The organism is Solibacillus ferritrahens (assembly GCF_037027585.1).
Taxonomy (GTDB): domain Bacteria; phylum Bacillota; class Bacilli; order Bacillales_A; family Planococcaceae; genus Solibacillus; species Solibacillus ferritrahens.
Window position 1 is genome coordinate 37,178 of the sequence record NZ_JAXCLE010000018.1, and the last position, 14,195, is coordinate 51,372.

The 14,195-nt window shown below is 39.9% G+C and carries 14 protein-coding genes and 1 other annotated feature (1 of these 15 cut by a window edge); all 14 genes read left to right on the forward strand.

Annotated elements, in window-relative coordinates; translation table 11 throughout:
* The first annotated feature begins 4 nt into the window (after positions 1 to 4).
* The 14 genes from SNE38_RS15590 to SNE38_RS15655 all read left to right on the forward strand — a co-directional run bounded on the left by SNE38_RS15590 (position 5) and on the right by SNE38_RS15655 (position 14,059).
* Complete coding sequence (locus SNE38_RS15590) at positions 5 to 925, forward strand: SDR family NAD(P)-dependent oxidoreductase (RefSeq protein ID WP_318247668.1); 921 nt, start codon at positions 5 to 7, stop codon at positions 923 to 925.
* 35 nt (positions 926 to 960) lie between these two features.
* Positions 961 to 2,136 carry an acyl-CoA dehydrogenase family protein gene (locus tag SNE38_RS15595; RefSeq protein ID WP_336046843.1) on the forward strand — a complete coding sequence of 392 codons (1,176 nt, stop codon included), beginning with the start codon at positions 961 to 963 and terminating at the stop codon, positions 2,134 to 2,136.
* Positions 2,137 to 2,171: 35 nt separating this feature from the next.
* Positions 2,172 to 2,588, forward strand: coding sequence for an FAS1-like dehydratase domain-containing protein (locus SNE38_RS15600; protein ID WP_336046856.1), 417 nt, complete (start codon positions 2,172 to 2,174; stop codon positions 2,586 to 2,588).
* Between the two features lie 11 nt (positions 2,589 to 2,599).
* Positions 2,600 to 2,980 carry a MaoC/PaaZ C-terminal domain-containing protein gene (locus SNE38_RS15605; protein WP_336046845.1) on the forward strand — a complete coding sequence of 127 codons (381 nt, stop codon included), beginning with the start codon at positions 2,600 to 2,602 and terminating at the stop codon, positions 2,978 to 2,980.
* 149 nt (positions 2,981 to 3,129) lie between these two features.
* The gene (locus tag SNE38_RS15610) at positions 3,130 to 4,014 is read left to right on the forward strand and encodes a R2-like ligand-binding oxidase (RefSeq protein ID WP_336046846.1); all 885 of its coding nucleotides are present in this window, start codon (positions 3,130 to 3,132) and stop codon (positions 4,012 to 4,014) included.
* Between the two features lie 73 nt (positions 4,015 to 4,087).
* Positions 4,088 to 5,605 (forward strand): aldehyde dehydrogenase family protein, encoded by a 1,518-nt coding sequence (locus SNE38_RS15615; RefSeq protein ID WP_191702957.1) that lies wholly within the window; start codon positions 4,088 to 4,090, stop codon positions 5,603 to 5,605.
* Between the two features lie 50 nt (positions 5,606 to 5,655).
* The gene (locus SNE38_RS15620; RefSeq protein WP_191702958.1) at positions 5,656 to 6,858 is read left to right on the forward strand and encodes an iron-containing alcohol dehydrogenase; all 1,203 of its coding nucleotides are present in this window, start codon (positions 5,656 to 5,658) and stop codon (positions 6,856 to 6,858) included.
* A gap of 84 nt (positions 6,859 to 6,942) precedes the next feature.
* The gene (locus tag SNE38_RS15625; RefSeq protein ID WP_336046847.1) at positions 6,943 to 8,466 is read left to right on the forward strand and encodes a class I adenylate-forming enzyme family protein; all 1,524 of its coding nucleotides are present in this window, start codon (positions 6,943 to 6,945) and stop codon (positions 8,464 to 8,466) included.
* 150 nt (positions 8,467 to 8,616) lie between these two features.
* On the forward strand, positions 8,617 to 9,378 hold the full coding sequence (locus SNE38_RS15630) for a 3-hydroxyacyl-CoA dehydrogenase (protein ID WP_336046848.1): 762 nt from the start codon (positions 8,617 to 8,619) through the stop codon (positions 9,376 to 9,378).
* A 12-nt stretch (positions 9,379 to 9,390) separates the two neighbouring features.
* Positions 9,391 to 10,185 (forward strand): enoyl-CoA hydratase/isomerase family protein, encoded by a 795-nt coding sequence (locus SNE38_RS15635; protein WP_336046849.1) that lies wholly within the window; start codon positions 9,391 to 9,393, stop codon positions 10,183 to 10,185.
* A 113-nt stretch (positions 10,186 to 10,298) separates the two neighbouring features.
* Positions 10,299 to 11,399 carry a CaiB/BaiF CoA transferase family protein gene (locus tag SNE38_RS15640; RefSeq protein ID WP_336046850.1) on the forward strand — a complete coding sequence of 367 codons (1,101 nt, stop codon included), beginning with the start codon at positions 10,299 to 10,301 and terminating at the stop codon, positions 11,397 to 11,399.
* 914 nt (positions 11,400 to 12,313) lie between these two features.
* Positions 12,314 to 12,802 carry a sigma-70 family RNA polymerase sigma factor gene (locus SNE38_RS15645; protein ID WP_191702963.1) on the forward strand — a complete coding sequence of 163 codons (489 nt, stop codon included), beginning with the start codon at positions 12,314 to 12,316 and terminating at the stop codon, positions 12,800 to 12,802.
* Positions 12,795 to 13,784 carry an anti-sigma factor gene (locus tag SNE38_RS15650; protein ID WP_191702964.1) on the forward strand — a complete coding sequence of 330 codons (990 nt, stop codon included), beginning with the start codon at positions 12,795 to 12,797 and terminating at the stop codon, positions 13,782 to 13,784. The genes SNE38_RS15645 and SNE38_RS15650 overlap by 8 nt, the downstream gene beginning before the upstream one ends.
* Positions 13,766 to 14,059 carry a hypothetical protein gene (locus SNE38_RS15655; RefSeq protein WP_191702965.1) on the forward strand — a complete coding sequence of 98 codons (294 nt, stop codon included), beginning with the start codon at positions 13,766 to 13,768 and terminating at the stop codon, positions 14,057 to 14,059. The genes SNE38_RS15650 and SNE38_RS15655 overlap by 19 nt, the downstream gene beginning before the upstream one ends.
* Before the next feature lie 70 nt (positions 14,060 to 14,129).
* Positions 14,130 to 14,195 (forward strand) — a binding site (T-box leader) (it continues 152 nt past the right edge of the window).

Consider the following 14,195-nt stretch of genomic DNA (forward strand, 5'->3'; position numbering starts at 1 on the left):
AAGGGTGGTAAATTTGGCTAACTTAAAAGATAAAGTGGCGATTGTCACAGGTTCCGGCCGAGGGATTGGACGAGATATTGCTTTGCTTCTAGCAAAAGAGGGAGCGAAAGTTGTAATCAATGATTTAGGTGGCGGATCTGATGGACAAGGAAACGATACAAAAATTGCAGATGAAGTTGTCGAGGAAATACAGGCCCTGGGCGGAGAGGCTGTTGCCAACTACGATTCGGTTGCTGACTATGAATCTGCTTCAAACATTATAGATACAGCTCTATCAAAATTTGGCCGGTTGGATATCGTTGTAAATAATGCAGGCATTTTAAGGGACCGAATGCTCTTTAAAATGAGTGAGGAAGAATGGGATGCGGTCATTGCAGTTCATTTAAAAGGATCGTTTAATATGACGCGAGCTGCTGCTCCATTCTTTAAGGAACAAAAAAGTGGGCGCTTTATTCATTTTACTTCCACTTCAGGTTTAATCGGAAACGTTGGTCAGGCTAATTATTCTGCTGCCAAATTAGGAATTGTCGGGTTGAGTAAAAGCACGGCGTTGGATATGGCTCGCTATAATGTAACGTCTAATGCGATTGCCCCATTTGCATGGAGCCGTTTAATTGGAACAATACCTGCAGAAACAGATGATGAAAAAGTAAGAGTTGAAAGGCTTAAACAGCTTTCGCCAGCCCATATTGCCCCATTGGTTGGTTTTTTAAGTTCGGATGAGGCAGCCGATGTTTCCGGACAAATTTTTGGTGTACGAGGGAAGGAAATTATGGTATTTTCTCAGCCACGCCCCGTCCGCTCGGTATACAATGCAGACGGTTGGTCTGTAGACAGCCTAAGTGCAATTAAAGGTTCGCTTCAATCGAGTTTTACACCGCTTGAAGTAAGTGCAGATGTCTTCCCATATGAGCCATTAGTGTAAAGGATATGACTGCTAAATTGTAAAGGGGGGAAATGATGGACTTTCGACTGTCGCCAGATTTAATGGAAATGAAAAACTCAATTAGAGATTTTATAGACAATGTAGTTGATCCACTTGCTGGCCAAATCGATCAGGATGACCACATTCCGGAACATATTATGAAACTTACAAAGGATATTGGATTATTTGGTCTTAGTATACCTGAAGAGTACGGCGGTACAGGCATTGATATGGTTGGAAAGTGCAGTATTTATGAAGAAATTGGTCGTACATCTAATGGATATACAACTGTAATTGGTGCACATACAGGAATAGGAACTGTCGGAATTGTAGATATGGGAACTGAAGAGCAGAAGCGAAGATATTTGCCTAGGATGGCGTCGGGTGACATTATTGGTGCATTTGCTTTAACTGAACCAAGTGCAGGTTCCAATGCGGTAGCGTTAAAAACAACGGCCGTTCGCAAAGGAGACAAATATATTCTAAATGGCTCGAAGCATTATATTACAAATGCTTCGATTGCGGATCTCTTTACTGTAATGGCCGTCACTGATCCAAGTAAAGGCGCAAAAGGAATTACTTCCTTTCTCGTAGATAAAAGCGCGCCAGGTTTTATTATTGGAAAAACAGAAGAAAAGATGGGTCTTCGTGGATCGCATTCTTCTGAAATCTTTTTTGAGGATTGCGAAGTTCCAATCGAAAATGTTTTGGGGGTAGAAGGGTTAGGTTATGTCAATGCCTTAACAATTTTGGCTAATGGTCGTGCAGGACTCGCTGCAAGGAATTTGGGCTCATCGCAGAAGCTATTTGAGTTATCCGTCAAATATGCGCACGAGCGTGAACAGTTTGGTAAACCAATTTTTGAGCAGCAGATCATTCAGCACTACTTGGCAGAAATGGCGATGGATATTGAAACCCTAAGATCCTTTACGTATCGGGTCGCATGGATGGTGGATCAGGGGATGAATGTCATCAAAGAGGCAGCTATGGCAAAACTTCTAGGATCGGAAATTTATAACCGCATAGCGGATAAAGCAGTTCAAATCCATGGTGGTCTGGGTTATATGAAAGATTTTCCGATTGAAAGATATTATCGTGATGCGCGTATTACAAAGATTTATGAGGGCACATCCGAAATTCAAAAAAATATCATTGCTGCTCAAATTCATAAAGAATATATGAAAACCGCATCGCCAGCGCATATCAAATAATGAAACTTCATTTATCTAATAATAACTTTAAGGAGGTGAGTTACTTGAGTACAGAGCTTGAGGAAAAAGTTGGTATGAAAATAGAATCCTATACCTTTAGAGTAGAAAAAGGAAAAATTAGAGAACTTGCATTAGCGATTGGAGATTTGAAGGAAGAGTATTTGAATGGAGAAGCTGTCCCACCTACCTTCCCAACAGTCATTGATTTTTGGGGCGGGGGTTCCTCCTCATCTGAACTTTTGAATTTAAATATGAAAAAGGTACTGCACGGTGAGCAGGAGTATGAATATTTCAGGGAAATCATACCCGATGAAGAGATTACTGTACATGGCGTTATTGAAAAAGCATATACGAAAGCCTCCATGAACTTTTTTGTCTTACGTAAGGACTATTTGGACGAACAGGGTGAAACGGTACTTATCAGTCGTTCTACAATTATTGAAAGGCATTAGGGGGGGATTCTATGGAGGTCGGCTATATGTTTGAATCTTTACAAAAGGAAGAAATAACACATACACAGCTTGTTCGATATGCAGGCGCATCCGGAGATTTCAACCAGATTCATACCGTTGTACCTTATGGGGAAGCAGCTGGTTTAGGTGGGGTCATTGCACATGGCATGTTAATTATGGGCTTCGTCGGTCAGGCAATTGGACAATGGTTTGAGGCGAAGGATCTGAGAAAATTTACAGCAAGATTTAAAGCGATGACAAGACCAGGTGAAAAAATTACGGTGCATGGCCGGGTTGTCGATGAAAAGGACGATTGCTGGATTTGTGAGGCTGAAGCAATAAATGAAGACGAGGAAGTAAAAGTAAAAGCGTTTTTCGAAATCAAGAAATAAAGGCTTTAATTTAGGCTTCTTAGACAGACAAGAGAGATTCATTTCGTAAAAGTTGTTGTGGTGACTACTAATTTACATTGAGAATCTCTATTTTTTATGCTTTTTTAATAGACTCCATCAATAAACATAAATTTAAGGGGGATAAAGCAATGAGAGAATATGTAACGACAAAACAGCAAATCAACAAAAATTCACTTCCGTATAATTTATATCAAAAGGCGAAAAAATTCGGTATTTGGAATCCGGTAGATATCGATTTTAGCCAAGATAAAGAAGACTGGAAGAAGCTAACGGAAGAGCAACAATTAGAGGTTTTGACGCAATTTGCTCAATTCATTGGTGGCGAAGAGGCGGTAACACAAGATATCCTGCCAATGATTATGGCAGTTTCCAAAAAGGGCTGGTTTGAAGAAGAGTCTTATTTAACAACTTTCCTGTTTGAAGAAGCAAAGCATGCTGAGTTTTTCAGCCTGTTCTTGGAAGAAATCGGTGTAACCGAAGATTTAACGCATTTACTAACTCCAGGCTATCGCAAGTTGTTTGATGAAACGCTGCCGGCTGTTATGGGGAAATTAATTGACGATCAATCACCTGAAGCGATGTTAGATGCAGCGGTTACTTACAATATTTTTGCAGAAGGCGTTTTAGCCGAAACAGGTTACTGGTTCTTCCATGAAGCATTATCAAAGGCCAATCTGTTCCCAGGATTTATTTCAGGAATTCGAAATGTAAAGCGTGACGAAGGACGCCATATCGGCTTTGGTACCTTCCTCATTCAGCGCTTAATTAGTGAAAATCCTGAACTGGATCTGTTTGAACGCGTACAGCAAAGACTTCAGGAGCTGTTACCGATTGCGATGATGCTAACAGAACGAAAAGAAGGCGAAACAGTAACAAGCCTTGGAATTGAAGCAGGAAAATCAATGGAGTTTGCGATGAAACAATTGCAGGCGCGTTTAATGGTTCTTTCACGTGCAAAAGGAAAAACTTTGGAAGAGATCTACGATACAGAAGTTGTTTTTGAAGAAGTGTAGGATAGATCCGATCAAAAGGCTTTGCTGAATAACAGGTACAGACTACAGTTTTTTATTTAAAGGGGGATGAAGGATGACTACGGAAGTACAAGTAAAGATCTTTCCACAGTTTATTAATGGTGAATGGACACCAGCAGCTTCAGGTGAATTCTTTGATGTAATTAATCCAGCTACATCAGAGGTAATAGCGAAAGTTTCAAAAGGCAATGCCGAAGATGTTAACAGAGCTGTTCAAAATGCGAAAGAAGTATTTGAATCAGGCGTTTGGTCAGGAAAAACTCAGGCAGAACGTGCACAAATTATGATGCGGTTTGCAGGGAAGGTTAGACAACACGCACAGGAAATCATCTTTTTGGAAGGCATTAGTACGGGGGCGACACTGCGTAAATTGGGTGGTGCGGATATTCGTCAGTTAATACTGTCTCTTACACAGACGGCAGATTTATCGTTGAAGTATGAGGCAGTAACGGCACTGCCTGTTAATGAACAACTAGGGGCGAATCGCAGCTTGCTTGTTCGCGAGCCGCTAGGGGTAGTGGCGGCTATTACGCCATTTAACTTCCCATTGGTATTAGCAATGTGGAAAATTGCACCGGCCATTGCAATGGGGAACTCCATTATTATTAAACCTGCTTCAAATACACCATTAGGTACATTAAAGCTTGCCCAATTAGCAGTTGAAGCAGGTATTCCACCAGGTGTTATCAATGTCGTCACAGGTCCAGGGGCTGAAGTGGGGGATGCCCTCGTAACACATCCGGATGTATCGAAGGTTGCATTTACGGGGTCTACAGAAGTAGGTAGAAAAATTATGGCGCAAGCTGCAGGTACTGTTAAGAAAGTGACGCTTGAACTTGGAGGGAAGGCGCCGGCAATTGTGCTTCCGGATGTTGATCTTGAAGTGGCCATTCCAGGAATCCTGCTCGGAGTATTTTTCCATTCAGGGCAAGTATGTGAAGCGAGTACGCGTCTAATTGTCCATGAATCAATTTATGATATCGTCGTTCATCAGCTAGCTGAAACGAGCAAGAAAATTAAACTCGGTCAACCACTTGATATGGCTACGGGGATGGGGCCGGTTATTTCTGAATCACAAATGAATAAAATTCTTGACTATATTCAGTCCGGCATCGATGAGGGAGCAAGACTTGTATGTGGCGGTAAACGTGCAACAGAACCAGGGCTTGAAAATGGATTCTTTATCGAGCCGACAATCTTTGCGGATGTTACGAATGATATGAAGATTGCACGAGAAGAAATATTCGGTCCAGTTCTTTCTGTCATTAAATATTCAACAGAAGAAGAGGCAATCGCCATCGCAAATGATACAGAATACGGGTTAACAGGCGGCGTTTGGGGTCGTGATGTGACAAAAGCAAATGAAATTGCGACGAAAATTAAAGCCGGAACAATTTGGATTAATGACTGGCATATTTTCCGTACAGATGCTCCATTTGGTGGCTATAAGCAAAGTGGAGTTGGTCGTGAACAAGGAGCTCAAGTATTTGATGACTACACAGAATTGAAGAATATTTGTACGTCATTAACGACTGAAAATTCACAGCGCCCAGCTTTAGGGTTAATTTTCTAATCATATTACGCCAAGGCGAAATTGATTAACAATAAGAATGGAGAGATACGATGAAAACAACTTCCTATTTTGAATTCACTCATCGCCCTGAAATCCGAAGCGGTGCAGGTTCACATGTTTTAGTGCCAGATTTAATTCAAGGTTTAGGTGGAAAGCGTCCGGTACTTTTTTCAGATAAAGGGTTAACGGATGCAGGCTTAACACAAAAAATTAAAAGCTTATTTGATATGGTTCCAGGCATAAAGCTTGCTGGCGTATTTGATGATATTCAGCAAGATGCTAAATCGAGCAATATTAATAGAGGCTTGAAGTATTTTAAAGAATGTAATGGTGACTCCATTATTGCAATTGGAGGAGGCAGTGTTTTAGACACAGCCAAAACAGTTAAATGGGCCCTTTATAATGGGGTTAACCAGGTTGAATATGTATTGACTGGGAATGTACTTGAAGTTTGGCCAGATGCCAAGCCACTTGGTATTCCGCATATTTCAATCCCGACTACTGCTGGTACGGGTGCTGAGATTTCCAGTATTTCAGTAGTTTTCAATGAAATGCTGAACTTAAAATGCAATTTAATGAATCCGTATTTAACTTCTGATATTGCTGTGTTAGATCCTGATTTAACGGTGGGTTTACCGCCAAGAGTAACCGCTTTTACAGGTATGGATGCATTAACACATGCAGTAGAAGGATTTTTCTCGACAAAAGCTACGAATTTTTCGGATGCATTTGCCCTGCATGCTGCCAAAATCATTGTCGCAAATTTAACAACAGCAGTGCATGAAGGAAAAAACGTTGCAGCCCGTGCGAATATGCTTCAGGCAAGTGCAATGGCGATCACAAGTTTCCAATCGGCAATGGCCAATATTCCAATCCACAATATAGCGCATACGTATGGTGCGAGATACGGTATCCCACACGGTTTAGCAAATGCTGTGTTAATGCCGAGTGTGATGAAAAATCTGTCTGGCGTGTATTTACCGAAAATTAATGCATTTGCCCCTGCTTTAGGTGTAGTTCCGAATGAGGCAAATCCGCAGGAAACATTGGATGAGTGCATTAATGTAATTGTTGAATTAAGAAATGCAGTAAATTTACCGGCAAGCTTTGAGGAGTTTAATATCGATACAGCTGAGATTCCGCAACTTGTACCAGCAGTTCAAAATGACCCTTCCTCACTAAGTTTCCGTATTCCTGAAGATGTCATCGTAAACGTATCTCAAGAAGTGATTAGTTCTAAGGTAAGTATTTAATTTTATAAGACAATTGCTCTTAAATGGGGGAGGGGGACATACCTCCTTTCCTTGATCGATTATTTGAAAGTAGGAGGTTATAAATTGAACATTGTTGAATTGCTTACTTCGACAACTTCACGTTTGCCAAATCAACCTGTCATCCACTTTAAAAGAGCTCGACTAACTTATAAAGAATTACAAGATAAAGTTTATAATTTTGCTGGTGGTTTAAAAGATCAAGGAGTCAAAAAAGGTACAAATGTTGCTCTAATGATGACTAACCGTCCGGAGTATATCATTACGTATTTTGCTATTTTAGCAAATGGCGGTACGGTCGTTCCGATTAATCCCACCTTCAAGGAACAAGAAGTGACCTATATAGTAAATGACGCCGATGTTGAACTATTAATTATAGAAGATGCATCCAAACCAGTAGTAGAAAACGCAATGGACCAATTCAAAACAGTCGGAAAGATTATTAATTATAGTGAGACAGAAGATGACCGATTTTTATCATGGCATCAACTGGAGACATCTTCCCCCATTTCCGAAATCATCCCACTTCATGAATCTGATGTAGCACAAATTATTTATACGTCTGGTACAACGGGCAATCCGAAAGGTGCCATGATTACCCATGGAAACTTAAATTGGATGGCAATTACAGCTGCTGTCTACAATCAATTTGTTCCTAGTGATCGTGTTCTGTGTGTATTGCCATTATTCCATGCTTATGCAAAGCTGCAAGGTTTCCTGGCACCAATCGCTCATGGCTGTACGATCTATTTAGAGGAACGCTTCCATCCGGTAGAAACTTTAAAAGCGATTGCAGAATATGAAATAACGATATTCCTAGGTGTTCCAACAATGTATGCCTTTTTTGCCCAAGTTCCTCAAGTAGTGGAGCAACTGGATTTCTCAAAATTACGTACTGCTGGTTCTGGTGGTGCAAGCTTACCAGCAGAGCTATTGCATAAAACAAATGAATCGTTCGGTGTAAGTATTTCTGAGGGATACGGTTTAACAGAAAGCACGGTTATGCTCATGACAACGCATCGAAGCTTACCGAAGAAAGTCAATTCTGTCGGTATGCCATTACCGGGAATTGATTTAAAGTTGGTAGACCCTGAAGGTAATGAGGTTGTAAACCATGAAGTAGGAGAAATCCTATTTAGAGGTCCGAACATGATGAAGGGCTACTACAAAAAACCGGATGAGACAGCGAATGCGATTCAAGATGGCTGGCTGCATACAGGTGACTTGGCGTACCGTGATGAAGAAGGCTATCACTTTATCGTTGACCGGAAAAAAGACATTATCATCCGCGGTGGATTTAATATTTACCCTAGAGAAATCGAAGAGCTATTGTATCAGCACCCAGCTGTAGTAGAATGCTCTGTCATTGGAAGACCTGATCCTGTATTCGGAGAAAAGACGGTTGCCTATGTAGTAACGAAGGACGCCGGGCTAACAGAAGAAGCTGTCCGAGACTACTGTAAAGAGAAACTTGCTGAATATAAAGTGCCAGATTATGTTAGCTTTATTGAGGAAATTCCTAAATCCGGAACGGGTAAAATCCTGAAAACGGCTTTAAAAGATTTAGATAAAAATGTACTGTCTAATTAAAACTACTTGGTTGGGGTTCATATAGTTTAGCTACAGCTTCAGTACATGAACTAGAACGCAGATAATGTCGTTATGGACTAATCGCAATTTGCGTAGGCCGAGGAATGACAAATGGGTTAATTATTGAAAGGAACGAGGAGTGAATAAAAAATGAATTTAGACCAAAAGGCAATTATTATTACTGGTGGCGGATCGGGATTAGGTGAAGCAACTGCACGAACGGTCGCAGCTGCGGGCGGCTATCCTGTCATATTGGACTTAAATGAAGAAAAAGGTCAAGCAATCGCAGAGGAATTGAATGGCCTGTTTTTCAAAACGAATGTTGTAAAGGAAGAAGATGTACAGCTGGCAATTAATGGTGCTGTAGAAAAATATGGTTCTATTCAAGGTGTTGTTAACTGTGCTGGGCTTGGTACGTCAACACGTGTAGTAGGCAGAAAAGGTGTGTTTCCGTTAGATGAATTTAACTTTATTATACAAGTTAATTTAGTTGGAACATTTAATGTGATTCGTTTAGCCGCAGCTGCCATGATGACAAATGAAACGAATGATGATGGAGAGCGCGGCGTCATTGTCAACACAGCTTCTGTAGCTGCATTCGATGGGCAAATTGGTCAGGCTGCTTATTCTGCATCTAAAAGTGGGATTGTAGGGATGACTTTACCGATAGCAAGGGATTTAGCTAGCTATGGTATTCGTGTCATGACCATTGCTCCGGGGATTTTCGATACACCGTTAATGGGGAAGGCACCCCAGGAACTAAAAGAGGCTTTAGGAAAGCAAATTCCATTCCCACAACGTTTAGGTGAAGCAACTGAATTTGCACATTTAGTAAAAGCTATTTTTGAAAATCCAATGCTAAACGGTGAAACGATTCGACTCGATGGTGCAATTCGTATGGCCCCGAGGTAAGGAGGAAACCAGATGAATCTTGAAACAATGATGGTAGAAAAGCTAGATTATGGTGTACATGTCGTAACGATTAATAATCCACCGGCTAATACATTAAATGCGGGAATTCAACGTGATTTACTGCAACTGTTAGAAGAAGTTGAAAAAAATCCAGCAATCCGTGCAATCGTGTTTAAATCAGCGAATCCGAAAATCTTTATTGCGGGTGCCGATTTAGGATCAATGGGAAGCACTGAGGAAAGAGTGGATATCGCAGAAAGTTCAAAACATGTGCAGGATATTTTCAATCGTTTAGAATCCTTGAGAGTACCGACAATCGCTGCTATTAATGGTCATGCTTTAGGGGGTGGCTGTGAATTTGTGCTAGCCTGCGATTTTCGAATAATGGGTGGTGGCACAATCGGATTAACAGAAGCGTCGTTAGGTCTGTTGCCTGGTGCTGGCGGGACGCAGCGTATGACAAGGTTACTAGGTGGAGCAAAAGCACGCGAGTTAATGTATTTAAGTAAACGTTTGAAGGCGGAAGAAGCGGCAGCTATCGGCTTAATTACAGAAGCGGTATCTCCGGAACAGGTAGAGGAAAAAGCAATTGCATTCGCTACAACACTCGCTCAGAGTGCAATCGGAGCAATTGGGCTAATTAAAGAGAGTATTTTAGCCGCAGAGGAATTACCGTTGGAACAAGGCTTATTAGTAGAACGGGAAGCTTTTGCGAAAACATTTACAACTGGCGAGGTAGAAGAAGGCATCCGTGCATTCTTTGAAAAACGCCCTCCTAATTTTTTGAAACCAGTAACAAATCAATAGCGATGACAAATATGCGGCCGTTTTGAAAGTTTACCTTTCATTACGGCCCTGCTTTTTAGTGGAACGGAAAAAAGTTTTCAATATGACCCGGATAATGAAAGGATGATGGAACGATGCTTTTACAAGGATTGAAAATATTAGATTTCTCTACAATGCTGCCCGGTCCGTTTGCAACAATGATGTTAGCAGACCTTGGAGCAGAAGTTTTGCACGTCACAAAACCATTAGAAGGAAAGCAATGGGACAAAGATGACTATTTACAGCGCTCTAAAAAGTCAATTGCCGTTGATTTGAAATCGCCGGAAATAATTACTTCATTAAAAGAGCTTGTAAAGGAATACGATATTGTCGTTGAACAATTCCGACCAGGCGTTATGACACGTCTTGGTCTAGGATACGAAACACTTAAAGAAGTCAATCCACGGTTAATTTATTGCTCCATAACAGGCTACGGTCAGACAGGCCCATATCGCGATCGGGCAGGTCATGATATCAACTATGTGTCGATGACAGGGATGCAAGGCTATTCCGGAACAAAAGAAGGCGGCCCTGCAAATTTAGGCATTCAAGTCGCTGATTTGGCAGGTGGTTCATTGCATGCTGTAGTCGGCATTTTATCGTCCGTCATTTACCGAAATCGTACTGGAATAGGGCAACATCTTGATATTAGTATGACGGATTGTGCTTTAACTTTAAATGCGTTATTTGCACAGGATTTCTTATCACAAGGAAAACCGCTTCATCGTGAAGAACTATTATTAAACGGTGGCTCGTTTTATGGCTATTATGAAACGATGGATGGTCGCCATATTTCTGTTGGCAGTCTCGAGCCGAAATTCAGGCAGGAATTATGTGAGGCGATCGGCCGTCCGGATCTGCTCCCACTCGCAATGAGTTTTAAACCAACTGATGACTCGAAGCTAAAAGAACAGTTACAGCAAGTGTTTTTAAAGAAAACATTTAATGAATGGCAAAATATTTTTACAAAAGTAGATGCTTGTGTAGAGCCGGTTTTAAGCTTTGAAGAAACGGTCACCCATCCACTTTTTGTAGAACGTGAGATGTTTGTCGATGTTGCAAAACCGGATGGTACTACACAAAAGCAAATGGCGTGCCCGATTAAGTCCGATATTTTTAAAGCAACTTATACCGCAGTTGGTGTGAAATCAGGGACACATAATGAGGAGATTCTGGGGATTCCATTAAATAGATAGAATTAAATTAATATTAATATTAAACCGTTGATTTCCATTCCAGGACGCTTTCCGCGGGCACGGCCTGAGCCTGTAGTCTCAGGCGTCGGTGCTCCTGCGGTTACTCGTCGCAAAATAAATTTTGCTGTTCCCGCAGGAGTCGCCCTCTATTCCAATCAACTTTTCAGCGCTTTAAATAAAGTGAGATACGATATCTACGATGACTAGTAATCAATTCAAATTAATAAACGTGAACAACTTATTCCTGCTAAGCAGCTATAATAAAAAGATAAAAGGTCTCGAGAGACAAACTCTCGAGACCTTTTGTCGACAATCTGAGGGTGCCTTCTTTTATGAAGGCGCCCTTTCGCATTGGGGAAAATTTGTTATTATCATAGATGAGGAATTTTAAATCCATTTTTGTCTATTTTTACCTGGAAAAAGCTGATTTATAGATTTTAAACAAGTGTGTCACTTTGAATTAATTAAGTTGGACGGGCGCTTCTCGGGAGATTGAATTGTTTGATGAGATAAATAGAGGAATGAATTTCCCTTATTTCGAAAATAAAATAAAAAATAGTGAAAATAAGGGAAGGGATTTCCGTTATTGGCAAAAACATGATATTTCGCGATTTTATTTAAAATAGCGGTAAAACGTTCCCTTATTTATCCAAAAAATGAGTAACATCATTGAAATAACGGTAAAATCTTCCCTTATTTCTTTGCCTATTTCTTCCCTTTTCGTTAAGTTTCAATATTCGCTTCAGATTCAATGCGAATACCGTACGAGTACAGTATAGTAACAGAATTTTTACGATTTTTCAGTGCTCCATATGGCTATATATACCGGTTATTTAAATTAATAGAAATATTTTTGCGATAAACTGCAACTTTATAGTGCATTTAATCGAGGATAGGGTGAAAGGTGGGAAGTAATGAAGCTGGAACAATTATATTCGTTGTATGTAAAAGATTTATACAATTATTTATTCTCTCTTTGCCGCCATACGCAGACGGCTGAGGATTTATTGCAGGATACATTTTATAAAGCCCATGTAACATTACTTGCTCAGCCGATTAAAGAACTCAAGCCTTGGCTCTTTAAAGTCGCATATTACACGTATATCGATTATTGCCGCAAAGAAAAACGGAGTGAGCCGTATGAGGAAATTGTACGCATCGATCATACAACACCTGAGATGGTCTTTATGCAGGAGGACAGCTTTACAACTCTTTTAAATTTATTGGACCAATTGGCACCAATTGAAAAACAGGCGATTTTATTATGTGATGTACAGGATTGTACGAATGAACAGGCAGCAGAAATTTTGGACTTGAAGCTTAATACGCTAAAAAGTCATTTGTTAAGAGGGCGAAAAAAAATGAGATCTATTATCGAAAAGGGAGGCATTAAAAATGGATGAGTATGAAAAATTAATTGCGAACTCAAAAAAACAGCAATTGTCCGATTCGCAGCAACAAAAGCTAAATCAACAGATGAAACGTACTGTGTCACTTTCTAAAATGAAATTGATGGTAGGTACGATTACGATTATTTTAATGATTCTTCCTGTCAGCTATATTTTTACTTTTCTTTATTATGCATTTGGTACAAAATCGACAACTTTAATGGATGTCACGAGTCAAACGTTATATGTAACAGAGCCGAATACATCGCTTGAGGAAATTGAATTTGATATGGAATTTTCACCTTTTTCCATGCAGCTGCAGTTTGAGCAGTATAAACGTATTGGGAAAGAAGATTATACAGTAAATACGTACGATATGCGCTATACACTAGGAAATTTAACGAGCAAAGAAGTGAATTCCAGATTGGAACGTGCCCAAAGGAAAAATCCAAATGAAACAAGTCCGTGGCTCACACATCCAAAAAATCAATCTGATGTAGATACGTGGAGGGAATGGGAAGTTTTAAGAGGTCTTCCGGATGAAACGGTCGTGGAAGCATATATTTCCTTACATGATTTACATACAGTAGATGAAATCCGCCGCAGCTTTGCAAATGTAGATGTTGTTTGGGCCGCGGTTGATACGGGGGTAGAGGAGAAAAATCTTAGTAAAGATGGCGATGTCGTATCGCCAATCGGTTATCCGGTGCAGGTCGATAATACGACTTGGTCACCTTTTAGGGATGCATACAGTAATGAGCAAGTGTTTATTGATATATTAAACTATATTGTGCAATATGAGGACTTAGCGACAAAAGTATCGAGCCATAAAAATTTGAAGCTGCAGGAGCGAATTGACTACATTAATAAAAACGGAATTAAAACCTATGGGGTAGTTGTAACAGGACCAAAAAATGAAATTGAAAAACTAGAGGATATAAACTTAATCCGTAAAATAAAATTAGGTGAGGTGAAATTATGGAACTGGACAAATTAAAGAAACTTCAAATACCGGCAATTGCAGGGTGGATTTCAGTTGCCAGTGGACTTTTCACATTATTATTACTAAATATAAGTATGCTAACAAATAATTCTATTTTATTTGAGTATTTCAGCCTTATTTTAGGAATTGGCTTTATATTTGCCTGGCCGGCCATATTTTCAAAGAAATCACGTTTTTTAGGTGTATGGGCATTAGGGATTATTTTATTTTTAATAATATTCTTATTTAATATTTTTTTTCTTAGTTGGATTATAGTACCATTCCCTTGAAGTGAATTTATTCTGAATAGTGTAAATATAGGTTGACACGACTTTATGTTAATGGATATAATTCTATAAATTAAATTCGATGAAAAAGACAGTAATTTACATAAATTTTGATTAGCGAGCCAGGGAAGGTGAAAGC